Consider the following 20,819-nt stretch of genomic DNA (forward strand, 5'->3'; position numbering starts at 1 on the left):
GTCCGGGCGCGGTCAGCTCACGCAGTCCTGCGTGTTGAGGCCGAGGATCAGCTCCTCCACCTTGTTCCGCTGGTTGACGCCGAAGTGGTAGAACGCCTTGCGGTTGCCGGGCACGGGGACGGAGTAGCCGTTGATCTGCTTCCTGACCCTGGGGTAGGCCTTCTTGATCTGGCTCAGGGTGGAGCCGACGGCGATGCCCCGGGGGGTGCGCACCCCGGTCGGCGCGAAGATGACGGCGACGCCGCGCTTCTTGGAGATGTACAGTCCGCCCCTGTCGCGGGCGGGGCGGCGCGACGTGAAGTGCCAGCGGGTGCAGTAGTCGCGCAGGTCGAGCACGATCTGGCCGGTGGCCTTGGCCTGCTTGGCGGTCATCCCCAAGGTGACGCCGCGGTAGCCGTACGGGCCGAAGGTGCCCCCTGTGGCGGTCCCCGCCGTGGCCTCTGCTGTGACCTGCGCCGTGGGCTGTGCTGTGACCTGCGCGGTGGCACCCGCCGGGGTCGCGATCACCAGGGCCGTGCCGGTGGCCGTCAGTGCCAGCGTCAGCCGAGTCATGTTCATCCCCGTTGTCCAATCTCTTGATCAGTCGCTGTCTTTTACCCCTCTTTGGGATGCCGCTCGCCGGCGGAAAGTTCGCGGTCAGCCGGTGGCAGGTCCGACATGCCTGGGGTACCAGGCGGTGAAGGCGGCGGGTGCCGCGAACGTGGCGACCTTGATGGCGATGACCAACGTCGTCGCGTGGGGCGAGGCGTACAGGACGAGCGTCAGGGCGAGGGCCGCCGTGGTGAAGGCCGCCGCCCAGACCGTGGTGATGACCACGTTGACGCGGTGGAAGCGCGGGGTCCCCCGGACGCGCTCCGGCGCCATGGTGCGCGCGATGCCCAGCGTGAAGGGCCTGCGGATGGCCAGCGAGCCCCAGGCGGTGCCCGCCAGCCAGACGTTGACCAGCGCGGGGCCGTACGGGGTGAGCGCCGAGTGAGGGTCCGCCAGGGAGAGCGCCGTGAGGCAGGCGAAGAACACCGCGGCGCTCGACTCGATCACCATCTCGTCCCAGGCCCGGCCCGTCCTGCGGTCGGCGGCGACGAGGACCAGGGCGATGGCGAGCCCGGTGATGGCTCCCCAGCGCCACTCGTCGCCGGTGGCGATGACGGCGTAGACGATCCAGGGCAGGAAACCGAGCAGGCCGCGCACGAAGACTCCTATGACATTCCAGAAGTGACAGGTCGACGCTAGACGTTCCTAATCCGACATGTCAACATAGGAAGGTGAGCCTTCGACACGCCGTGCTGGGTCTGCTCGCCCAAGGACCCGCGAGCGGATACGACCTGATGAAGATGTTCGACGTCTCGCTGTCCCACGTGTGGCCGGCCACGCAGAGCCAGCTCTACGCGGAGCTCGGCAAGCTGGCGGAGGCCGGCTTCGTGGACGTCGCGACGCGGGGACCGCGCGGGCGCAAGGAATATGCGCTCACCGAGGAGGGCCTGGCGGAGCTGCGCCACTGGCTGACCCAGATCGAGCCCACCAGGGTGGCGCGCAGCGACATGCTGCTGCGGGTCTTCTTCCTGGCCCGGGTGCCCCAGGAGCAGGCCCGCGCATATCTGCGCCATCAGGCCGGGCTGGCGGCCGAGCGGGTGGAGCGGCTGGAGGGCGTACGCGAGTTCGTCGAGAGCGGCGACGACGACCTGTCGGTGTACGGCCGCATCGCGCTCGAATACGGCCTGCGGCTCGGCCGGATGCAGCGGGAGTGGGCCGAATGGGCCGAGAGGCAGGTTCCCTGAGATTCGCCGGGAAAGGGATCGCTGGGGCGGCCGGTCCGGGGTGAAGGGGCGGCCATGTTCGACGACTTCGCGACCGAGCTGGTCGATGTGGGCGAGACGACGCTGTTCGTCCGCCATGGCGGCTCCGGCAAGCCGCCCACCACGCCCGGCCACGAGCCCTACTCCAAACGCGCCATGGCCCGCGACCTGGTCGCCCTCATGCGCCACCTCGGCCACGACCGGGGCTCGTACGTCGCCCACCGCCTCGCCGCCGACCACCCCGGCGCCGTCACCCCGCGCGGATGATCAACGCCGACCCCGACGCCTGGTACCAGGGTGCCGCCGGCCAGATGGGCGAGGAGGCGTACGAGGACTACCGGGCGGTCCTGACGGCGGACCGCGCGGCCGACGACGCCGACCGGACGGCGGGCCGCCGCGTCACCTGCCCGGCTCTGCTCCTGTGGTCCTCCAAGGACGACATGAAGGACCTGTACGGCGACCCGCTCGCGGTGTGGCGCGACCGAGCCGACGACGTGTCCGGCCCTCGATCGACTCCGGTCACCACATGGCGGAGGAAGCGCCGGAGGAGCCGGCACACGCACTGCCGGCGTTCCTGCGACCGTTCCTGTGACCGTTCCTGTGACGGGGCGGCCCGCACCGGCCGGGCCCCGCCGCCGGACGGACGAAGTCGAGGGATCGTGTTGTTGGCGGCCCTCCCCGATGTGAAGATCAAGAGGTGTCTTCTACCAGAACCATTCCGCCGATGCTCGCCGTCGCCGCGTCCATCCTTCTGATCAGCGGAAACGCCCAGGCGGCGGCCGACACGCCGTTACCCTCGGCGATCTTCCGCGCCACGCACAACAGCTACTCGGGCAACATCGCCGGCGCCAGGAGCTCGATCGCCGACCAGCTCGACCGAGGCATCCGCTTCATCGAGCTCGACATCCACGACAACGGCTACGCCACCTCCCGCGACTACTCCATCGGCCACGACTCACCCGGCAACCAGGTCGAGCGCGCGGGAAACCCCGCCTCCAACCTCCTGCGCGACTGGCTCGGCGTGATCAACACCTGGTCGCTGCAGCACCCCTCCGCCGCGCCGATCGTCGTCGCGCTCGACGTCAAGGACGACCTGACCGACAACCCCTCCTACGCCGCGGGCAACCTGGCCGCGCTCAACCAGGAGCTCACCTCCGTCTTCGGCCCGCGCCTGCTCTGGGCCAGGGACTACCCGGCGAGCCCGCCGTCGGTGGACGCGCTGCGCGGCCGGGTGCTGCCGGTGATCTCCGGCGACGGCACGACCCGCACCCAGTACAAGCGCGACGTCGGCCACAACCCGGCCATCGCGATCAACGGCCGCGGCCAGGTCGTCGAGGTGCACGACTCGGGCGCCGGCGACCTCTGGTACTGGACCGGCACGTACGGTGCCGACGGCCGCGTCACCTGGTTACGCCACGGCCGATACGACACGGGCGTCACCCCCGCCGTCGCGCTGAACGACAACGGCGACCTGGTCGAGGTGCACCAGTCCCAGAACGCGACCACGCTGTGGTACCGCGTCGGCCGTCTCGGCGCCGACGGCGAGATCACCTGGTCCTCCAGCCGCAAGTACGACGACGGCGTCCTGCCCACGATCAGGTTCACCGACGCGGCCGGCACCCGGCTCCGCGAGATCCATCGCAGCCAGGGCAACAGCCAGAACTGGAACTGGAACGGCGCCCTCGACACCGGCGCGATGACGGTCGCCTGGAGCGGCAACGCCAAGACCTCCGACGCCCGCTACGACAAGACGACCTCCTCCAGCGGTGCCTCGAGCGTACGCGTGTGGACCGGCGCCGACGGCCCGACCCCGGCCCAGACCCTGCGGATCGACACCGACAGGCACACCGGCGACCGCATCCGCTTCCAGCAGACCGCCTTCGTCGAGTTCCAGCAGGGCAACAGCGCGGAGCTGCGGCAGGGCGCGCTGTTCTACGCGGCGCCCGCGGGCGAGTCGGCGTTCATCACCGAGGCGCGGCGGGAGGGACGGCTCGTACGCGGCTGGGGCTTCGACTCGGCGGGCGACGCCACCGATCCGCTGGCCAGCTATCCGGCGACCGACCACCCGTACAACGCCTGGTACGTGAACCTCCTCACGCAGGCCGGCGCCGTGGAATGACGGCTACCGAACCGGCACCTGCAGATCGCGGAAGCTCGCGATCTTCACCTTGAGCGTGGTGGCCTCCTCGGGCACGGCGAACAGGCTCCAGAACTCCCGCTGCCGGCCCGGGCCGAACTTCTCGGTGCCCAGTCGCACACCGGACAGGCCCGAGCAGGCGCAGTAGGAGTCGAGGCCGCCGTCGTCGTCCGGGACCTGGAGGCGGGCGGGCAGATACCGGCGGCGGGCCGGCACGTCGGTCAGCGTGACGTTGTGGGCGGCCTGGTACTTGAACGACATCCAGTCCCGCGACTGGTGGAGCTCGTTGAACCAGGCTTCGCCGTCGCCCTCGTTCGTGATCCGGTAGGTCAGCAGCCCGAGGCCGCCCGGCAGCCGCCGCAGGCCGGTGACCTCCATGGCGATCGGCTGGCCGTCCGCCTTCCCGGTGCCGGTCAGGCCGGTCGCCCCGGGGGCGGCCGTCGCGGACGGCGCGACGGAGGTCGCGGCCGGCTGGGGCTTGGCGAACGACACCGTGACGCGGCGGTTGCGCCGCTTGCCCTCGTCGGTGTCATTGCTGTAGAGGGGGCGGCGGGAGCCGTAGCCCCTGGCCTGGAAACCGATGTCCCGCTTGGTGACCAGGGCGGACAACGCCCGGCGTACGGCCTGGGCGCGGCGGGCCGACAAGGGATTGTTGATGGCGTCGGTGCCGGAGGAGTCCGCGTGCCCCTCCACCTTCACGGTGGAGCCGGTCGAGGCGTCGATGAGCTTTGCGGTGCGCGCCAGGACCGCTTTCGCCCTGGGCGTGAGCGTGGCCTCGTCGACCGCGAACAGCACGTCGGAGGAGAGGCTGACGTGCAGGTCCGTGCCGTCGTCGGCGGTCTCCTCCGACTTGTCGAGCGACTCGGACGGCGTCACGACGGGGCGGATGACGGTCGTGACGGGCTCGGCGTCCGGATCGGGGATCATCATGCCGGCCGGCGCGACCGGGGGCTCGTCGCTGATCGGGACGTCGGCCATCGGCGGGCCCACAGGGGTGACCACGGTGGTGGCCGAGGGGTTGCCGGAGGGGGCGGGCATGACCGCGTACAGGGTGATCGACCGGCCCGGGTCGATGAAGTAGGGGAGGCCGTCACGGTCCTGGTCGCTGCACAGGCAGGGGAAGTCGGCCGGCTGGTAGGGCAGGATCCAGGCGCGTGCCTGGGTGTCCAGCACGCCGATGCCGGACGCCCAGCGGATCCGGCCGAGCGGGCGGGTGCCGTCGCCCATCTCGCCGGTCCACGGCAGCTTCTCGTCGGTGCCCGTGTTGGTCAGCCTGACCTGGGCGATCAGATGCTTGGCCGCGACCCGGTTCAGTGCGACGAGGTCGACCTTGAGGTGCTCGGTCATCGTGCTGCTGGTCGTCGCCAGGGCCGGGCGGGTGTCCTGCTCCGGGGCGCTCGTACCGCTGTCGGTGGGCTCCGGGGTGCCGGTGGTCGGCGCGGGCGCGCTCGGGGAGGACGCCGTCGGCGGCGCGGAACCGGGTGGCGCGGAGCCGGGCGGCGCGGCCTCTGGGACGAGTCCGCAGGCAGAGACCGCGATCAGGGTGATCAGGGGGACGGCGATCCGCGCGTTCATCCGGGAGATGATGCCGCATTCGTCCCCGATCGCCTAATCCGTTCGGGATGCGACCGCTGGGGCGGGCGGTGTCATGGGGTGGATGGGTGAACGGAGGCGGGGCGGCGGCTCATTGCTCGACCCCGTTCACGAACACCTTCCGCAGCCGCAGGCCGTCGGTGAACGCGACCTTGTCCGGCCCGGCCACGTTCGTGAACACGCACCTGTCCAGGCGCACGTCGGACAGGTGGTCGGTGTCCAGGCCGACCAGGTTGAGCACGGCGTCGGCGCCGTCGATCCGGGTCCGCTCCATCCGGATGCCGCGCACCGACACCGGCTCCGTGCCGCCCTCGCTGCTGTTGTAGGCCATGTTGACGAAGATCACCTCGCGGTCCACGTTCCGGCCGGTGAAGTCGCGTACGTGGACGCCCTCCACGTACGCGCCGCGCTTCTTGCTGGCCTTGATGTAGACGGGGTATTTCACCGGGTGGTTCCCGGGGAAGTCCGGTGAGTTGATCACACACCGCTCGGCGAAGACGTTGCGGACACCGCCCGACATCTCGCTGCCGACCGTGATGCCGCCCCAGCGGCCGGAGAACAGGCAGTCCTGGACGACGATGTTCTCGCTGGGCACGCCCACCCTGCGGCCGTCGGCGTCACGTCCCGACTTGACCGCCACGCAGTCGTCGTTGGTGTTGAAGCGGCAGTCGTGGATGTGCACGTACGACGACGCCTCGGGGTCGCAGCCGTCGGTGTTGTAGAGCGTGCTGACGACGGTGACGCCGCGTACGGTGACGTTCGTGGACAGGACCGGGTTCACGGTCCACATGGGTGGTTCGAGGATCGTGACGTCGCTGACCAGGATGTTCTGACATTTCACGAACTGGATCATGGCGGGGCGCAAGAAGTGACCGGCCCCGAACACGCGCTGCCCGACCGGTACGCCGTCGTCGCCCATCTTGCGCAGGGCCCGCTGGTCGCCGCCCTGGGGGCCGCCGCCGGCGTACCAGCTCTCCCACGGGCCCTGCCTGGCCTGGCCGTCGAGCGTGCCCTTGCCGGTGATCGCGACGTTCCGCCGGCCGTGGGCGTAGATGAAGGGGCTGTAGTTGTAGCACTCCGTGCCCTCCCACCGGGTGAACACGACCGGCAGGTACGCGTTCGGATCCGTGCTGAAGGCGATCACGCCGCCCTCGGACACGTGCAACTCGACATCGCTGAGCAGGTGGACGGCGCCGGTGAGGAAGCGGCCCGGCGGGACCACGACCCGGCCACCGCCGCGGCGATGACATTCGGCGATCGCCGCCCTGAACGCGGCGGTGCAGTCGGTCACGCCGTCCCCGACGGCGCCGAACGACGTGACATCCCACCTTCGGCGAGGGAAGCGAGGCGGCCGGATCTTCCGCAGAATGTGCGGGACCTGGTGCCATGGATCGGATGACTCGGTTCGGGCCTGCGCCGGTGCGGTTCCGGGGACGAGCGTGGTCGCCGCCAGCGCGCCGCCGGCCTTCAACACGAATCGCCGAGAGGGCATGGTCACCACCGGGGGGTGCGGAGACATCGGATCTTTTGAGCGTAAGCGCCGGCCGGATGGAATTCAAATCTTGACGAAGTTAATTGTGAGGTGATGGGTCGGCTCCCGCGCGACGCGGGTGCGGTAGCGTCCGGCGTCATGGTCGAGGATGCCTGGAACCGATTACGCGCGGCCGCCCCGCGCAGCGCCACGGCGCTGATCGCCGACGGCGCCCTGGGCGCGCTCTTCCTGACCCTGTTCCTGGTCGAACGGCTCGTGGTGGCGCCTCTGCCGGCCGCGAGCCTGCCGCTCTCCGTGGCCAGCGGGACGGGCATCGCGGTGGGCCTGGCGCTGCGCCGCCGTACGCCGCTGCTGGCGTTCGTGCTCAACGGGGCCGCCCTCATCGCGGGCGTCGTCGGCGTGACCCCCAGCGTGCTGGCGCCGTACGCGAACCAGATCGGCGTGTACTCCGTCGGGCTGCACGCGACGCGGCTGCGGGCCCGCTGGGGGCTGGTCTTCATGATCATCGCCATCGCCGGCTACTTCGCGGCCGTCCGGCCCACGCCCCGGCCGGCGTCCATCGGCGGGGTGGTGTTCGTATGGCTGCTGGCCTGGCTCGTCGGGTACGGCACGGCGCGGCGGCGCGAGGAGCAGCTCGTCGCGCGGCGGCTCATGCGGCGCCAGGCCGTCACCGAGGAGCGGGCCCGCATCGCCCGCGAACTGCACGACCTGGTCGGGCACACGGTCAACGTCATGCTGGTGCAGGCGGGGGCAGGGCGGAGGGTGATCGACCGCGACCCCGCCAAGGCGCGCGAGCTCCTGTCCGGCATCGAGCAGACCGGCCGCGCCGCGCTCGGCGAGCTGGACCGGGTGCTCGGGGTGCTGCGCCGCGACAGCCCGGAGGACGACGGCGAGGCCGACCGGCCCGGGCTCGCGGGCCTGCCCGAACTGGCCCGGCGTATGACGGAGGCCGGCATCGGGGTCAGGGTCCGGGTGGCCCCAGGGTTGTCGGAGCTGCCTCGTAGCCTGGACCTGTCGGCGTACCGGATCGTGCAGGAGGCCCTGACGAACGCGCTCAAACACGGCGACGCGACCTCCGCGACCGTCACGGTCCGCCGCGACGGCGGCTCGCTCGGCATCGACGTACGCGACGACGGCCGCGGCTCGCCTTCCGGCTACCAGCCGGGGCGCGGCCTGCTCGGCATCGGTGAACGGGTCGCCCTCTTCGGCGGCTCCCTGGAGCACGGACCGTCCGGCACGGGCGGCTTCCACCTGCACGCCGTCCTCCCCTTACCCGCCGGCGCCACCCCCACGCCCGACGACCACGCCCCGCCACCCGGCGAGGCCGCCTCCATATCGGAGTGGCGGGACTCGCCAGCCGGGAGCACGGCCCCCGCGCCGGAGGTTTCGCTGCCTGCGGGTCCTGCCTCGCCGTCGGAGGGTGGTGGTTCGTCGCCTGCGGGTCCCGTTTCTCCGTCCGAGGATGGTGGTTCGCTGCCCGCGCGTTCCGCCTTGCCGTCGGAGGGTGGTGGTTCGTTATCGGGGGGTGACAGGTCCGTGCCGGAGGGGTGCGGTTCGGTGCCTGGGGGTGGCGTCTCCAGGCCCGATGGGGGTGGCCTGCTGCCCGGTGATGGTGTTCCCGGGCGGCCGGAAGAGCCGTCGGCATGAGTGTCCGGGTGCTGCTCGCCGACGACGACGCGCTGCTGCGGGCCGGGGTCGCGGTCGTGCTCGGCACCGCCGACGGGATCGAGGTGGTCGGCGAGGCGGGCGACGGCCTGCAGGCGGTCGCCCTGTGCCGGTCCCTCGCGCCGGACGTGGTCGTGATGGACGTACGGATGCCCGGCCTGGACGGCATCGAGGCCACCCGGCGCATCGTCGCCGCCGGACTGCCGGCCCGCGTGCTCGTGCTCACCACGTTCCAGTACGACGAGTACGTGTGGGGCGCCCTCCGGGCCGGCGCCAGCGGCTTCCTGCTCAAACGCGCCTCGCCCGAGCGGCTGATCGACGCCGTGCGCACCCTGGCCGCGGGTGACGCGCTGCTGGACCCCGCGGTCACCCGCGACCTCATCGGCCGGTTCGTGGCCGGACTGCCCGACACGCCCGCCCAGCCGGCGGCCCATCGCTCGCGGCTGGCCCAGCTCACCGAACGCGAACGGCAGGTGCTGCGCCTCATCGCCGAGGGCTACTCCAACGAGGAGATCGGTGACCTGCTCGCGATCGCCGAGTCGACCGCCAAGACCCACGTGAAGCGCATCCTCGCCAAGATCGGCGCTCGTGACCGTGCGCAGGCCGTCGTCATCGCCTACCAGAGCGGCCACATGGACGAAGGCCGCCCCTGAGCCGCGCGCGAGGAGCCCCCGGCCCGCTCGGGGTCGCGTACCCCCTCGGAGGTACGGTCGCCGACCCCGGCGGGGGGACGCGGCGCGGAAGGCCGATCCGTAGCGTCAGCGGCCATGAAGAGACCCGTCAGCGCCTCCACCGCGTCGCCGGCCCGCCGCGCGGGCTGGGCGGCGATCACCGTCCTGGCCGCCGCGATCACCTTGCTGGTCGCCCCCTACCTCACGCTCGATCCGGACGTCTTCCTGGAGGAGCAGAAAGCGGTGTACCTCGCCAACCAGGGCTCCCTCTTTCTCCACGTGGCCGGCGGGGTGGTGGCGCTGGTGCTGGGGCCGGTGCAGTTCGTGAGCCGGCTGCGGCGGCGGCTTCCCGTCGTGCACCGCGTCACCGGCCGTGTGTACCTGACGGGCGCGGTGGCGGCCGGCATCGGCGGGCTGCTGCTGGCGCCGACCTCGTACACAGGTGTGGTGGCGGCCCTGGGGTTCGGCGCGCTGGCGGTGCTCATGCTGCTGACCTCCGTGGCCGCCTTCGTGACCATCCGGCGTCGCCAGGTGAACCGGCACCGGACCTGGATCACCAGGTCGTACGCCCTCATCTTCACCGCGGTCACGTTCCGGATGTGGCTCGTCTTCGTGCCCATGGCCGGGGTGTCGTTCGAGGACGCGTACATGTCGGGGGCGTGGGTGAGCTGGGTGGTCAACCTGCTGGTGGCCGAGTTGGTCATCAGGAGCCGGCCCGCCGTCGCGGGCGGCGGGGCGGCGGCCGCGTCCGCGTGAGCCGAGGGCCTGTCGTTTGACGATCTCCGGCGGGGGAAAGCAGGAATCGCGTCTGCGGCTTCACACCCCGACCCCCCGCAGGCGGGTGATCATGAGAGTCGAGTTCGAGTTGCGGTGGCCCATCAGCGCCGACCTCGCCCTGATCCGGGAGCTGATCCGCTCCCACGGCGAGCGCGGCGGGCTCACCGGCGAGAGGCTGGAGGGCCTCGTGATCGCGGTCAACGAAGCGGTCACCAACGTGCTCGACCATGGCGGCAAGGCCGGCATGGTCACCGCCCTGGACACCGGCGACGGCGTCATCGTCGACGTGCTCGACGTCGCCGGTCTGCTGACCCACGAACACCTGCGGGCCGCCCGCGTCGATCCGACCGCCTCGCACGGGTTCGGCCTGTGGGTGATCCAGCATGTGTGCGACGACGTGGTCCTCCAACGGAGCGCCCAGGGCTCCCTGCTGCGGATGCGCGTCGACCGGCCCCTGGCCGCGGCCTGCCGGTCGGCCGTCGTCGTCGGCAAGGTGATCAGGAGAGGGGAGCGGCCGGCGCACCCCTCTCGGACGAAGCCCGGGCTGTCGGTCCCACTGACGGAGGTCTAGGGTGCGTGCATGGGCGCCTTGTGGCAACCCGCTCTCCCCGCCGTCCCGGCCAGACCATCGTCCGCGATGCTCGGGCTGACCCATCAGCACCTCCCGCGGATGAGTGTGATCGCGATCGCGGGCGAGGCCGACCGCACCTCCTGTGAGCAGCTCGCCGACTACCTCGGCCGCGTCCGCCGGCCAGGCGATCACGTGGTCGTCGACATGAGCCGGCTGTCGTTCCTCGACAGCTCGGGCCTGCACGTGCTGCTGCTCTGCGCCCGTACGTGCGCCGACGACGACGCCCGCGTGCACCTCGCCGCGGCCCACGGCGCGCCGGCCCGGTTGCTCGAGATCACCGAGGTGAGCGCGCATCTGCCCGTCCACGACACGGTGGAGCAGGCCATCACGGCGATCCTGAACGGCATCCCGAGAACGTGATCCGGGGCCCCGGGTCCTCGTCACGCCCCGGGCCGGATCCCGGATCAGGGCCAAGTCACCGGTGCGGGCCCGCCGCAGGTGGCAGGGCGATTTCGGGGCTGCCCCACCCGGTACGGGCATGCGGCGGGCGTAAAGCGCGCCTGCGAGGGCAGGGGAGAGGGCGACCGAGTAAAGCGAGCCGTGCCGGGCGCGCCGGTGGCGTAGCCGGCCAGATCACCCGCGACCGACGCGGTGGCCTGGCCGGTGCCTGGTGGGAAGGTTGATCGCCCGACATCTGCACCCCCTCTGCCTGACGTGCCGCTGCTGAGCGCTCGCGCGGTACCGGGCACTCCTGTTTTCGCGATCTTCCAGCGGCGTGTGCGTTTCGGCACGCGTCCATGCCCTCGCCCGCCCGAGGCAGCGGCTCCGCTCTGCGACGACTTTGTGGAGTGCGATGAGTGAGCGAACCCGTGGGACCGCTGACGTGCTGCCCATGGTGCACCCGTTCGGGCTGCGCGTGCGCGGCGACATCGACCGCGCCGGCCGGCCCGTGCTGGCCCGCGCGCTGTCCTGGGCGGTACGTCTCGGCGCGGCGGACATCCACCTGGACCTGTCGGAGCTGACCTTCATCGATGCCGCGGGGCTGCGGCTCATCGTGACCACGGCCGCCGGCCTGCCCCCGCCACGCAGGCTGATCGTGCAGCACCCCCCGCCCGTCGTGCCCGGCCTGCTGGCCCTGCTGGGCTGGCGGCTCGGCCCCGACCAGCGAATGTATCCATCGGCGAACTGCAACGACGCGCACGGCCCCGACCCGGCATCCCCGCCATCACCCTGAGCGCGCGCTCATGGTCGCTCACCTGCCGGCGGAGCCGAGGAAGGCCAGGCCGGCGGGGGCCAGGCCGTAGGAGACGAGGAGCCTGACCGCAGCCGGCGCGGGCGGAGGTCCGGATCCGCCCGCGCCGGATGGGCGCGCTTCCAGATACGTCAGTACGCGCGGCGCGGTTCACTCGCCGCCTGCGCCGCCCTTGCGCCGCCCGGCCACCAGGACGGCCGCCCCCGCGGTCACCAGCACACCCAGGGCCACCCAGAGCCAGCCGGGCAGGCCGGAACCCTCCTCGCTCCCCGCGACGGGCGCCGCCGCCGTGGAGGTGACGGGCGGCGGCTCGGGGGCGGACCGCGGTGCGGTCTCGGCCGGCGCCGAGGCGACCGGCGCGGTCTCGGTGGAGGTCGGAGTGGGCGTGGAGGCGGGGGTGGCCGGGGGAGCGGTGACGGTGAAGGTGAGTTCGCCCTGGATCGGGTGGCCGTCGGAGGAGACCACCCGCCAGGCCATGCGATGACGGCCCGGGTCCAGCGGCTCGGTGATGCGTGCGGTGACCTTGGTCCCGTCGGCCTTCGGCTTGCCGAGCGAGACGGACTTCCCGTCCGGCCCGTCGAGCACGATGGTGGGAAGCGTCATACGGGCGGTGAACTCGAGCTCGATCGTCTCCACCTGCTTCACCTTGGCCTTGTCGGCCGGCGAGCTGGATTTGAGACGATCGTGGGCCAGCGCGGCGGGGGCGCTCGCGACGAGCAGGAGGGCGGCGCCGGCGGCCGCGAGGACGGCGCGGCGGATGTGCGGGTTCACTGAAGACTCCGAAGTCGGTGATGACCCGGCGAGCCGCCGGGGGAGACGCTGTGGCACCGGGCGAGCCGGGCGCCGGAACGAGGACGTTGGATCAGCCGCGGATCCCGGTCGCCTGGGCGCGATCACCGCTCCTCCTTGAGCCTTTCGAAGACGAGCTGGGTGCGCGGTACGGCGCGCACGCCGTACACCTGGGAGATCAGGTCGGGGGTGAGGACCTGGTCGGGTGGGCCGCCGGCGACGATGCGGCCGGCGTTCATGAGGTAGAGGCGGTCGCAGAAGGTGGCGGCCTGGTTGAGGTCGTGCAGGACGGCCACGGTGGTGATGCCCTGTTTGGTGCCCAGGTCGCGGACGAGGTGCAGGAGTTGGAGCTGGTGGCGGATGTCGAGGTGGGAGGTGGGCTCGTCGAGCAGGAGCAGGCGGGTCTGCTGGGCGAGGGCGCGGGCGAGCAGGGCGCGTTGTTTCTCGCCGCCGGACAGGGTGGCGAAGATCCGGTCGGCGGCGCCGGTCAGGCCGACGCGCTCGAGTGCCCGCGCGCACAGGTCCTCGTCCACCGAGGCGTCGGGCCGGTACGGGGTGCGGCCCATGGCGACGATCTCGGCCACGGTGAAGTCCAGGTCGGGCGGGGTGTCCTGGGCGAGGACGGCGGTGCGCCGGGCGGCCTGGCGGGCGGGCAGGCGGTGCACGTCGTCGCCGTCCACGGTGATGAGCCCGGCCGAGGGGCGTAGCGCCCGGTAGATCGTCCGGAGCAGGGTGGACTTGCCGCACCCGTTGGGCCCGACCAGGCCGACGAATTCGCCGTCGCCGGCCAGCAGGCCGGCCTCGCGCACGATCGGGTGGCCGTCGAGCGTGACGGAGACGCCGTGCAGGTCGAGCTTCACGTGACGCTCACCGCCCGGTCGACGGAGCGGCGGCGCAGCAGCCACAGGAAGAACGGCACGCCGAACAGCGCGGTGACGATGCTGAGCGCCAGTTCCTGAGGTGCGTTGACGGTACGGGCGGCGATGTCCACGAGCTGGAGGAACACGGCGCCGAGCAGGGCGGTGACGGGCAGGACGCGGCGGTGGTCGGCGCCGACGAGCAGGCGGGCGGTGTGCGGCACGATGAGACCGACGAAGGCGATCGCGCCGCTGGTGGCCACCAGCACGCCGACCAGCAGCGAGGTCAGCACGAACAGGGTCAGCCGGAAGCGGTTGACGTTGACGCCGAGCGAAATGGCGCTCTCCTCCCCGGCGGCCAGGGCGTTGAGCGGGCGGTGCTGCAGCAGCAGGTACGTCACCCCGGCGGCCAGCACGACGGCCGGCAGGGGCAGCAGGTGCCAGCGGGCCCCGCCGAGGCTGCCCATCAGCCAGAACAGCACCTGCTGCGCGGCCCGGCCGCTCTGCGCGGCTTGCAGGACGTAGCTGTAGGCGGCCTGGAACAGGTAGGCCAGCGCCACCCCGGCCAGCACCAGCCGCGACGGGGCGATCCGGCCGGACCGCTGCGCCAGCAGGTACACCAGCCCCAGAGCGAGCAGGGACCCGGCGAAGGCGGCGGCCGACAGCGACAGCCCGCCCAGCGCCGAGGCACCCAGGATCAGGATGAGCACCGCGCCGAAGGAGGCACCCGAGGAGACGCCGAGCAGGAACGGGTCGGCGAGGGGGTTGCGCACCAGCGCCTGCAGCACCGCCCCGACCACCGCCAGCCCGGCCCCGACCAGGACCGCCAGCAGCGCACGCGGCAGCCGGAACTCCCACACGATCTGCTCCTGCACCGGCGTCCAGGTGCGCGGCACCAGGCCGGGAACGAGCCGGTCGGCGACGATGCCCCAGGCCTGGGGCAGGGCGACGGGCACCGCGCCGATGCTCACCGCCAGCCAGGTCGAGGCGAGCACGGCGACGGTGAGCACGACGAGGAGCAACCCGAACCGGCCGCCGCGCCGGCGGGCCGGTCCGGCGCTCACGCGCGCGGCGGGTGCCACATCCTGCTGGATTCCGCTGGTCATCGGGTGAACGCGTCCGGGTGCAGGAAGCGGGCGATGTCGGTGACGGCCAGGATGTTGCGGTAGCCGGGGTGCTGGGCCGCCACCGGAAGGGCGAGGTAGCGCTGCTCCTTGGCGGCCGGGCTGTTCCTGGCGATGGCGAACGCCTCTGCGGCCTTGGCCGGCGAGGTCGGCATGTCCTCGCCGCGCAGGGTGGCGTAGTCGCTGATCAGGACGGCTTCGGGCTGGGCGGCGCTGACCTTCTCGGCGCTGACCTCGGTGTAGTCGCCCTTGACGTCGGCCAGCACGTTCACGCCGCCCGCCGCGGTGATCATCTGGTGGGTGATGCCGGAGCCGCCGTAGGCGTTGACCGGGCCCTTGCCGCCGTCGGCGGCCAGCACCTTGACGGGGGTACGGCCTTCGACACGCTGACGCACGTCGGCGAGCCGGCCCCGCAGTTCACCGATCAGCTTCTCGGCCCGGTCGGGGACGCCGAAGATCTTGCCGAGGTTGCGCAGGTCGGTGTAGGTGTCGTCGATGGTGAACCGCAGCACCTCCTCAGGGCTGCACCAGCCGCCCAGGATGTACGGCGGTGAGCCGGCCGCGTCGAGTTCTTCGACGGTGGCGTACCCGCCGGCGGCGTCGAAACCGGCCATCGCGTTGTCCAGGACGAAGTCGGCGCCCTGGGCGAGCATGACCTCCTTCTGCGGCGGCATGATCGTGTCGGAGATCTGGGGGATCTTGTCGTACTGCTCCTTCTGACCCGGCAGGAAGGCGCTCTCACCGAAGAAGGTGCGCCCGGCGATCCGGTCGCCCAGACCGAGGGCGAGCAGGGTCTCCAGGGCGGGCTGGTAACCGGTCACCACCTTGGACGGCGGCCTGGCGAAGGTGAGCTTGCGCCCGCAGTTCTCGATCGAGACGGGGAAACCGGCCTGGGGCCTCGGGGCGGACTCGGCGACCTCCAGCGGGGCGGGCGTCTGCGCGCAGGCGGTCAGCGTCAGGGCCGCCGCGAGGACGAGCAGCCTTCTCGTGATCGGCATGGCTCGGGTCGGACGGGGTGGGCGGCTCATGCGGTGAGTCTCCGGAAGTGAGAGGTGGTGCCAAAGAGCAGCCCATTTTGCGCATATTTCGCAATTGCTATCAAGTTGCAGCATGTTGCCAGCACGGTTCGCGCCGCAGATCCGGTCGAGTGGTGAGCAACCCACGCAGAACGGCTCGGCGCCGTGACTGCACAGGTCGGACTACTTGCCGATCGGCCGAGCCAAAATTGCGGCAAGGACGATTTCCGGTTGTTAGGCTGCCGTGAGCTGGCCTGTTGGCGGACGCCTCGCCCGTTTCTTCACCTCAAGGGGTTCGATGTCACCGCTTTCCATGCACTATGAGCACCATGTCGGCGTGACCGTGATCAAGCTGGGCGGAGAGCTCGATCTGGCCACCGCGCCGGCCCTGGGCCGGTTCATCGGTGAGGTGCGCCAGTCGTGGGCCGACCAGTTGATCTTCGACATGGCGGAGGTCGGGTTCGTCGACAGCAGCGGCCTGCGCGTGCTGCTGGACGCGTTCGCCGTCGCCCAGCGCAACGGCGGCGCCATCCACCTGACCGCGCTCTCCGGCGCGCCGGCCCGCCTCATCGAGGTCACCCGGCTCGGCGAACGCTTCCACCTGCACCCGAGCACCGAGATCGCGCTGGCGGCCATCCTGACGGAGGCGCGATCGCCCGCACCCGGCGGCGACCTGCCCCGCAGCGCCGTGGCGGACGGCGGCGGAGCTCAGGCCTCCGAAGCCCACTGACCGCCGTCACCACCCGGCCACCGCGACCGACGCCCACGGCCCACCGGCCGTGGTTCACCGCCCGCGGCTCACTGACCGCGGCTCACTGACCGCGGCTCACTGACCGCGGTCGCCGCGCATCCGCTGTACGCCGCGGTACACCAGCCACGCCCCGGCCAACGCGACGATCGGCCCGATCACCGCCCACAGGGTCGCGCCGCTCATCACGCTCCCGCCGACGATGCCGAGCCCCTGCAGCGTCCACAGCGCGCCCACGCAGACCAGCAGCACGCCGCCCACCAAAGACAGCCAGCCCATCGCGACCTCATCCCTCATCGAGTCGGTTCTCATCGTCCAGTCTGGCGTGGCGGGCGAGGGCGATGGGGCTCGGCGGGCCGCATTTCCGTCACGCTTGCCCGTGCCGTGGTCCACGTCGGGCGCCGCCCCCCTCGCCCTCCGGCAGACCTCGGGATCGGTCAGCCCGTGACGTCGAGCCGGGCGCGCACCTTCTCGAGGAGGTCCTGCGGGAGCGGGGCGTAGCCGTACAGCGAGAGGTACGACTGCCCGGCGTCGCCCGCCGTGTAGCGCAGGAAGGCCCGCACGAGGGGGTCGGTGTTCTTCGAGCAGGTGATCTCGTACGTGACCAGCACGATGGGGTAGGCGTCGCCGCCTTTGGCGAGGTAGTCGAACCTCACCACCAGATCGCCCCTGCGGCCCACGATCCGGGCGCCTTCCAGGGCCTTGGTGGCGCTCTGGGGCGAGAGGGCGACGAACTGGCCGGCGGCGTTGCGCACCTTGGCCGTGCTCAGCCGGGCGTTGCTGGCGAAGCCGTACTCCACGTAGCCGATGGAGTCCTTGGTGTGCTGGACGGCGTCGGCGACCCCGGTCGAGCCCGTGACGCCCTGCCCGGAGCCGGCCCACGTCCTGGACGGCTCGTACGGCCAGCGGCCCGCCGCCTTGAGGTAGGTGGTGAAGTTGTGGGTCGTGCCGGAGTCGTCGGCGCGGTGGATCACCCGGATCCTGGTGGCGGGCAGCCTCCTGCCGGGGTTGTCGGCGGCGATCTGCGGGGCGTCCCATCGGGTGATCCGGCCGGTGAAGACGCCGGTCAGGGTGGTGGGGGAGAGCCTGAGGTCCGGCGTGGACGGCAGGTTGTAGGCCAGGGCGATGGGGCCCACGACCATGGGCAGGTGCACGGCGCGGCTGTCGCAGCGACGGTCGGCCCGCGCCTGCTCGGCGGGGTTCATCGCGACGTCGGAGCCGGCGAACGCGGTGGTGCCCGCGATGAAGTCGCGGATGCCCGCCCCGGAGCCGTTGGCCTGGTAGTCGACGCGCAACTCGGGGTGGATCCGCTGGAACTCGGCGCGCCAGGCGTCCATCGCGCCCTTCTGGGCGCTCGAACCGGAGCCGGAGATCGACTCGATGATCGGGCGGCTTCGCGGCTCGTCCTCGCGGGTCAGGATCTCGGCTCCGCTCAGTCCGGCGACGCAGGCGGCCACGGTCAGGGCGACGGTCAGCGCCATCCATGTCAGCTTTGCCATATCAGGCAGAGGCTATGAAGTGCTCATGTCCACCGGGTTAATCGCCCGTCAAGCCTCCTGCTCGAAAGGGTCATTTCCTCGTCAAAACCGTGCTTCAGGGTGGCCGTTCGGTCAGCGGAGCGCCTTCTCCGACATGGGGTCGGCGGCGATGAGGGCCTCCAGGGGCAGCAGCGCCGAGCCCGTGGTGACGGAGGCCCCGCCGAACGTCGCGACCCGCAACGTGAACTGGCCGCCCGGCCTGGACAGGCTGTGCCGCCTGATCGCCTCCGCGATGCGCTCGCCGAGCGACTCCATGAGCCGCAGGCCCACCCAGCCCCCGACGACGACGCGTTCCGGGTTCGTCAGGTTGACCAGCCCGCCCAGCGCGGCCCCGAGGCAGTCGACGACCTCCTCGACGATCCGGGCCGCGGCCGGGTCGCCCTCGTGCGCGGCGCCGATGAGCTGGCCCATGGCCCGCCAGCCGGTGCCCTCGAAGACGCCTCCGGCGGCCTTCCACTCCGCGAGCATCGCGTCGGAGCCGATGTACGCCTCGACGCACCCCCGGTTGCCGCACCGGCACTCCCGGCCGCCGCGCTCGATCACCATGTGCCCCCACTCGCCCGCGCTGGAGTGGGCTCCGTAGAGCAGTTGGCCGCCGGTGACGATGCCCAGCCCGACGCCCCGGCCGAGGAGCGCGATGACGGCGTGGTCGGCGCCGCGGGCGCTGCCGAACCACGACTCCGCCCGGGCCTGCATCTTGGCGCCGTTCTCCGCGAGCACGGGGATGGTGCCGGCGTCGCACAGGGACGCGACGGGGACGGGGGGCCAGCCGAGGCTCTGGGCGTAGAGGGTCTGCCGCCCGTCGGCGTCGGTCTCGACCATGCCCGGCAGGCCGAGGCCGATGCCGAGCAGGGTGGGCCACCGGCCGGCGTTGCGGTCGCGCAGCGCCACCAGGGCCTCCTGGAGGTCGGCGCCGATCCGTTCCGGCTCCTCCTCCTTGGCGCCGCCGCGGAACTCCTGGTCGATGCGGTTCATCGCGAGGTCGAACATCTCGACGGCGACGCCGCGTTCGCCGATGTCGGCGCCTATCGTGATCGCGCTCTCGGCGCGCGGACCGATCAGGGTGATGGGACGCCCGCCGCGCGAGGACACCGACCCGCGCTCCTCGACGAGGCCGGCCGTGAGCAGATCGGCCACGAGGTTGGCCGCGGAGGCGGTGGACAGGCCGCTGTCCTTCGCGATGGCGGCCCGCGTGGTCTCCTGCGCCAGGATCACGTGCTTGAGAACAAGCGCCCGGTTGCGTTGCCGCAGGGTGGTGACCGTGGACACCTCGGGAAGGGTGAGAACGGGCCGACCGCCGGGTTCGACGCTCATGAGAGTGGGATCCTATCAGTGGGCGGCGGTCAGGATGAGGGCACGCAGGTGCGCCGTCCGAGTCGCACGGGCGACCAGGCGGTCCCGCCGCCAGGTGATGTCGAACGCCTCCGGCTCGTCGGCGTCGGCCCGCCAGCCGGCCGGCCGGCTCTCGAGCGGGAAGTGCAGCTCCTGCCCGGCCTGGACGGTCACCGGCAGCTCGGTGGCCGCGTTCGTGTCCGTGTCCGTGTCCGCGTACGGCGGTCCGGCGGCGTGGTGCCAGCCGTCGCAGTCCCGCCGCCCGGCGAACCGGTCGCGGTAGGTGGGGGAGTCGTCCACGAACCCCCAGCCGGGAATCCGCAGCGGGGCGCGCCCGAACGCGGCGTTGACGATCTCCGGGCGTTCCTGGCAGGCGCCCAGCTCGACGCGGGCGAGCATGTCCTGGAGGATCTCCCAGGCCCGGCCGGGATCGACGGCCGCGTCCGGGTCGGCGATCAGCTCCCATCCGTCGGGAGGGGTGGCCGAGACCGGGGAGGTGAGGGTGTCGAGCTTCTTCCACGGCCAGAGGTTCCAGCCGATGTCGTGCTGCTCGTACAGGCGGTGGGCGGTGTAGATCCAGTCGGGGGTGTTCTCGCCGCCCTCACCCATGTAGATGGGCAGGCCGAGCCGGTCGCGTACGTCGAGGTACTGCTGGATGCTGGACCGGTCGGGCGGGCACCAGTAGCGGTGGAACTGCAGCGCGGAGTTGGCGTCGAGGACCTCGGTGAAGATGGACCAGTTCGTCGCCCAGTGCGTGCCCTCGTAGATGATCAGATGGTTCTGGTCGATGGCGCGGATCGCCGTGGTCAGGTCCCGGTAGAGGGCGACGAGCTCGTCGGGGTAGACGTGCTGCCACTCGTTGGGCAGGGGCTCATTCAGCAGGTCGTAGCCGAGGACGACGGTGCTGTCCCGGTAGCGCCGGGCGATCTCCTCCCACAGGTGCACGGTCAGCCACCGGTTGCGCGCGTCCATGAACAACTCGGGCCGGCCGGCGGGGGAGTCGTCGATGTTGGTCCCGGTCTGCCCGCCGGGCGCTCCGTGCAGGTCGAGCAGCACCCACAGGCCGTGGCCGCCGCACCAGCGCAGCAGGTCGTCGACGCGGGCGAAGCCGTCGAGGAAGCGGCCGTCCTCGTCGACGAGGCCGCGGGCGTTGAGCGGCAGCCTGACGTGGTCGAAGCCCAGGCGGGCGATGGCGGCGACGTCGTCCTCGGTGATGAAGCCGCCGCGGAACCCGGCCCAGAACGCGGCGGCCCGCTCCGGCCCGACCAGGGACTCGACCCGCCGCTCGATCTGGCGGGGCGAGCTCATCTCGTCACCGAACCTCCACATGTAGCCCTCGGGGAGCAGCCAGTTGCCGAGGCCGACGCCGCGGAGCAGCAGCGGGGCGCCGGAGCCGTCGGACAACCGGGCCCCGCAGGCGTGAACGAAGCCGGTGAAACGATTGATCATGGAGCTTTCCCTTGG

At 71.8% G+C, this 20,819-nt stretch carries 24 protein-coding genes; 12 read left to right on the top strand and 12 right to left on the bottom strand.

From position 1 onward, the window contains the following. Positions 1 to 12: 12 nt before the first annotated feature. Both AB0I15_RS44745 and AB0I15_RS44750 read right to left on the bottom strand, forming a co-directional pair. Complete coding sequence (locus tag AB0I15_RS44745) at positions 13 to 552, bottom strand: hypothetical protein (RefSeq protein WP_358110644.1); 540 nt, start codon at positions 550 to 552, stop codon at positions 13 to 15. An 84-nt stretch (positions 553 to 636) separates the two neighbouring features. Further along, entirely contained in the window at positions 637 to 1,188 is a 552-nt protein-coding gene (locus AB0I15_RS44750; RefSeq protein WP_358110647.1) for a hypothetical protein, read from the bottom strand. Between the two features lie 74 nt (positions 1,189 to 1,262). Here AB0I15_RS44750 and AB0I15_RS44755 point away from each other — a divergent pair, with 74 nt between their 5' ends. Genes AB0I15_RS44755 through AB0I15_RS44770 form a run of 4 tightly spaced genes read left to right on the top strand, consistent with a single transcriptional unit; the run spans position 1,263 to position 3,912 of the window. Next, positions 1,263 to 1,775, top strand: a complete 513-nt coding sequence (locus AB0I15_RS44755) for a PadR family transcriptional regulator (protein ID WP_358110650.1) — start codon at positions 1,263 to 1,265, stop codon at positions 1,773 to 1,775. Between the two features lie 54 nt (positions 1,776 to 1,829). Then, complete coding sequence (locus AB0I15_RS44760; protein ID WP_358110653.1) at positions 1,830 to 2,060, top strand: hypothetical protein; 231 nt, start codon at positions 1,830 to 1,832, stop codon at positions 2,058 to 2,060. Next, a complete protein-coding gene (locus AB0I15_RS44765) occupies positions 2,057 to 2,548 on the top strand; it encodes a hypothetical protein (protein ID WP_358110656.1) in 492 nt (163 codons plus the stop codon). The genes AB0I15_RS44760 and AB0I15_RS44765 overlap by 4 nt, the downstream gene beginning before the upstream one ends. Further along, positions 2,518 to 3,912 (top strand): hypothetical protein, encoded by a 1,395-nt coding sequence (locus AB0I15_RS44770; protein ID WP_358110659.1) that lies wholly within the window; start codon positions 2,518 to 2,520, stop codon positions 3,910 to 3,912. Before AB0I15_RS44765 ends, AB0I15_RS44770 begins: the two co-directional genes overlap by 31 nt. 3 nt (positions 3,913 to 3,915) lie before the next feature. Here the strand turns inward: AB0I15_RS44770 and AB0I15_RS44775 are convergent, their stop codons facing one another. Further along, positions 3,916 to 5,277: an OmpA family protein gene (locus AB0I15_RS44775; protein WP_358110662.1), complete on the bottom strand. Its 1,362-nt coding sequence runs from the start codon at positions 5,275 to 5,277 to the stop codon at positions 3,916 to 3,918. 1 nt (position 5,278) lies between these two features. Between AB0I15_RS44775 and AB0I15_RS44780 the strand changes: the two genes are divergently transcribed. Next, on the top strand, positions 5,279 to 5,542 hold the full coding sequence (locus AB0I15_RS44780; RefSeq protein ID WP_358110665.1) for a hypothetical protein: 264 nt from the start codon (positions 5,279 to 5,281) through the stop codon (positions 5,540 to 5,542). A gap of 72 nt (positions 5,543 to 5,614) precedes the next feature. On the opposite strand, the gene AB0I15_RS44785 is transcribed toward AB0I15_RS44780, so the two are convergent. Further along, a complete protein-coding gene (locus tag AB0I15_RS44785) occupies positions 5,615 to 7,042 on the bottom strand; it encodes a glycosyl hydrolase family 28 protein (protein ID WP_358110668.1) in 1,428 nt (475 codons plus the stop codon). 111 nt (positions 7,043 to 7,153) lie between these two features. On the opposite strand from AB0I15_RS44785, the gene AB0I15_RS44790 reads away from it, so the two are divergent. The 6 genes from AB0I15_RS44790 (at position 7,154) to AB0I15_RS44815 (ending at position 11,933) form a co-directional block, all read left to right on the top strand. Next, complete coding sequence (locus tag AB0I15_RS44790) at positions 7,154 to 8,662, top strand: histidine kinase (RefSeq protein ID WP_358110671.1); 1,509 nt, start codon at positions 7,154 to 7,156, stop codon at positions 8,660 to 8,662. After that, positions 8,659 to 9,333, top strand: coding sequence for a response regulator transcription factor (locus AB0I15_RS44795; protein ID WP_358110674.1), 675 nt, complete (start codon positions 8,659 to 8,661; stop codon positions 9,331 to 9,333). The genes AB0I15_RS44790 and AB0I15_RS44795 overlap by 4 nt, the downstream gene beginning before the upstream one ends. Before the next feature lie 114 nt (positions 9,334 to 9,447). Continuing rightward, on the top strand, positions 9,448 to 10,107 hold the full coding sequence (locus AB0I15_RS44800) for a DUF2306 domain-containing protein (RefSeq protein ID WP_358110677.1): 660 nt from the start codon (positions 9,448 to 9,450) through the stop codon (positions 10,105 to 10,107). Positions 10,108 to 10,198: 91 nt separating this feature from the next. Beyond that, positions 10,199 to 10,699, top strand: a complete 501-nt coding sequence (locus AB0I15_RS44805) for an ATP-binding protein (protein ID WP_358110680.1) — start codon at positions 10,199 to 10,201, stop codon at positions 10,697 to 10,699. A gap of 66 nt (positions 10,700 to 10,765) precedes the next feature. After that, complete coding sequence (locus AB0I15_RS44810) at positions 10,766 to 11,119, top strand: STAS domain-containing protein (RefSeq protein ID WP_358110683.1); 354 nt, start codon at positions 10,766 to 10,768, stop codon at positions 11,117 to 11,119. Positions 11,120 to 11,552: 433 nt separating this feature from the next. Continuing rightward, entirely contained in the window at positions 11,553 to 11,933 is a 381-nt protein-coding gene (locus tag AB0I15_RS44815) for an STAS domain-containing protein (RefSeq protein WP_358110686.1), read from the top strand. Positions 11,934 to 12,101: 168 nt separating this feature from the next. On the opposite strand, the gene AB0I15_RS44820 is transcribed toward AB0I15_RS44815, so the two are convergent. The 4 genes from AB0I15_RS44820 to AB0I15_RS44835 all read right to left on the bottom strand — a co-directional run bounded on the left by AB0I15_RS44820 (position 12,102) and on the right by AB0I15_RS44835 (position 15,719). Continuing rightward, entirely contained in the window at positions 12,102 to 12,722 is a 621-nt protein-coding gene (locus AB0I15_RS44820; protein WP_358110690.1) for a copper resistance protein CopC, read from the bottom strand. Between the two features lie 122 nt (positions 12,723 to 12,844). Continuing rightward, positions 12,845 to 13,600, bottom strand: coding sequence for an ABC transporter ATP-binding protein (locus AB0I15_RS44825; RefSeq protein ID WP_358110693.1), 756 nt, complete (start codon positions 13,598 to 13,600; stop codon positions 12,845 to 12,847). Beyond that, a complete protein-coding gene (locus tag AB0I15_RS44830) occupies positions 13,597 to 14,703 on the bottom strand; it encodes an iron ABC transporter permease (protein ID WP_358110696.1) in 1,107 nt (368 codons plus the stop codon). Before AB0I15_RS44830 ends, AB0I15_RS44825 begins: the two co-directional genes overlap by 4 nt. Further along, positions 14,700 to 15,719: an ABC transporter substrate-binding protein gene (locus AB0I15_RS44835; RefSeq protein ID WP_358110699.1), complete on the bottom strand. Its 1,020-nt coding sequence runs from the start codon at positions 15,717 to 15,719 to the stop codon at positions 14,700 to 14,702. Before AB0I15_RS44835 ends, AB0I15_RS44830 begins: the two co-directional genes overlap by 4 nt. 331 nt (positions 15,720 to 16,050) lie before the next feature. Between AB0I15_RS44835 and AB0I15_RS44840 the strand changes: the two genes are divergently transcribed. After that, positions 16,051 to 16,467, top strand: a complete 417-nt coding sequence (locus tag AB0I15_RS44840) for an STAS domain-containing protein (protein ID WP_358110810.1) — start codon at positions 16,051 to 16,053, stop codon at positions 16,465 to 16,467. 96 nt (positions 16,468 to 16,563) lie between these two features. Here AB0I15_RS44840 and AB0I15_RS44845 read toward each other — a convergent pair whose 3' ends face one another. The 4 genes from AB0I15_RS44845 to AB0I15_RS44860 form a co-directional block, all read right to left on the bottom strand. Continuing rightward, positions 16,564 to 16,782 (bottom strand): hypothetical protein, encoded by a 219-nt coding sequence (locus AB0I15_RS44845; RefSeq protein ID WP_358110702.1) that lies wholly within the window; start codon positions 16,780 to 16,782, stop codon positions 16,564 to 16,566. Between the two features lie 140 nt (positions 16,783 to 16,922). Further along, entirely contained in the window at positions 16,923 to 17,984 is a 1,062-nt protein-coding gene (gene pstS, locus AB0I15_RS44850; protein WP_358110705.1) for a phosphate ABC transporter substrate-binding protein PstS, read from the bottom strand. 111 nt (positions 17,985 to 18,095) lie between these two features. Continuing rightward, on the bottom strand, positions 18,096 to 19,337 hold the full coding sequence (locus AB0I15_RS44855) for an ROK family protein (protein WP_358110708.1): 1,242 nt from the start codon (positions 19,335 to 19,337) through the stop codon (positions 18,096 to 18,098). 15 nt (positions 19,338 to 19,352) lie between these two features. Then, on the bottom strand, positions 19,353 to 20,804 hold the full coding sequence (locus AB0I15_RS44860) for a cellulase family glycosylhydrolase (RefSeq protein ID WP_358110711.1): 1,452 nt from the start codon (positions 20,802 to 20,804) through the stop codon (positions 19,353 to 19,355). Between the last annotated feature and the right edge of the window lie 15 nt (positions 20,805 to 20,819).

It is taken from the genome of Nonomuraea sp. NPDC050643 (assembly GCF_040654715.1).
Classification (GTDB): domain Bacteria; phylum Actinomycetota; class Actinomycetes; order Streptosporangiales; family Streptosporangiaceae; genus Nonomuraea.

What these genes read in the sequence shown, in the direction of transcription:
- AB0I15_RS44775 (WP_358110662.1), bottom strand. Translation starts at nt 5,277, where the DNA reads ATGACCGAGCACCTCAAGGTCGACCTCGTCGCACTGAACCGGGTCGCG.
- AB0I15_RS44835 (WP_358110699.1), bottom strand. Translation starts at nt 15,719, where the DNA reads ATGCCGATCACGAGAAGGCTGCTCGTCCTCGCGGCGGCCCTGACGCTG.
- AB0I15_RS44795 (WP_358110674.1), top strand. Translation starts at nt 8,659, where the DNA reads ATGAGTGTCCGGGTGCTGCTCGCCGACGACGACGCGCTGCTGCGGGCC.
- pstS (WP_358110705.1), bottom strand. Translation starts at nt 17,984, where the DNA reads ATGGCAAAGCTGACATGGATGGCGCTGACCGTCGCCCTGACCGTGGCC.
- AB0I15_RS44760 (WP_358110653.1), top strand. Translation starts at nt 1,830, where the DNA reads ATGTTCGACGACTTCGCGACCGAGCTGGTCGATGTGGGCGAGACGACG.
- AB0I15_RS44810 (WP_358110683.1), top strand. Translation starts at nt 10,766, where the DNA reads ATGCTCGGGCTGACCCATCAGCACCTCCCGCGGATGAGTGTGATCGCG.
- AB0I15_RS44745 (WP_358110644.1), bottom strand. Translation starts at nt 552, where the DNA reads ATGACTCGGCTGACGCTGGCACTGACGGCCACCGGCACGGCCCTGGTG.
- AB0I15_RS44860 (WP_358110711.1), bottom strand. Translation starts at nt 20,804, where the DNA reads ATGATCAATCGTTTCACCGGCTTCGTTCACGCCTGCGGGGCCCGGTTG.
- AB0I15_RS44805 (WP_358110680.1), top strand. Translation starts at nt 10,199, where the DNA reads ATGAGAGTCGAGTTCGAGTTGCGGTGGCCCATCAGCGCCGACCTCGCC.
- AB0I15_RS44855 (WP_358110708.1), bottom strand. Translation starts at nt 19,337, where the DNA reads ATGAGCGTCGAACCCGGCGGTCGGCCCGTTCTCACCCTTCCCGAGGTG.
- AB0I15_RS44790 (WP_358110671.1), top strand. Translation starts at nt 7,154, where the DNA reads ATGGTCGAGGATGCCTGGAACCGATTACGCGCGGCCGCCCCGCGCAGC.
- AB0I15_RS44840 (WP_358110810.1), top strand. Translation starts at nt 16,051, where the DNA reads ATGCACTATGAGCACCATGTCGGCGTGACCGTGATCAAGCTGGGCGGA.
- AB0I15_RS44785 (WP_358110668.1), bottom strand. Translation starts at nt 7,042, where the DNA reads ATGTCTCCGCACCCCCCGGTGGTGACCATGCCCTCTCGGCGATTCGTG.
- AB0I15_RS44830 (WP_358110696.1), bottom strand. Translation starts at nt 14,703, where the DNA reads ATGACCAGCGGAATCCAGCAGGATGTGGCACCCGCCGCGCGCGTGAGC.
- AB0I15_RS44845 (WP_358110702.1), bottom strand. Translation starts at nt 16,782, where the DNA reads ATGAGGGATGAGGTCGCGATGGGCTGGCTGTCTTTGGTGGGCGGCGTG.
- AB0I15_RS44815 (WP_358110686.1), top strand. Translation starts at nt 11,553, where the DNA reads ATGAGTGAGCGAACCCGTGGGACCGCTGACGTGCTGCCCATGGTGCAC.
- AB0I15_RS44770 (WP_358110659.1), top strand. Translation starts at nt 2,518, where the DNA reads ATGCTCGCCGTCGCCGCGTCCATCCTTCTGATCAGCGGAAACGCCCAG.
- AB0I15_RS44765 (WP_358110656.1), top strand. Translation starts at nt 2,057, where the DNA reads ATGATCAACGCCGACCCCGACGCCTGGTACCAGGGTGCCGCCGGCCAG.
- AB0I15_RS44800 (WP_358110677.1), top strand. Translation starts at nt 9,448, where the DNA reads ATGAAGAGACCCGTCAGCGCCTCCACCGCGTCGCCGGCCCGCCGCGCG.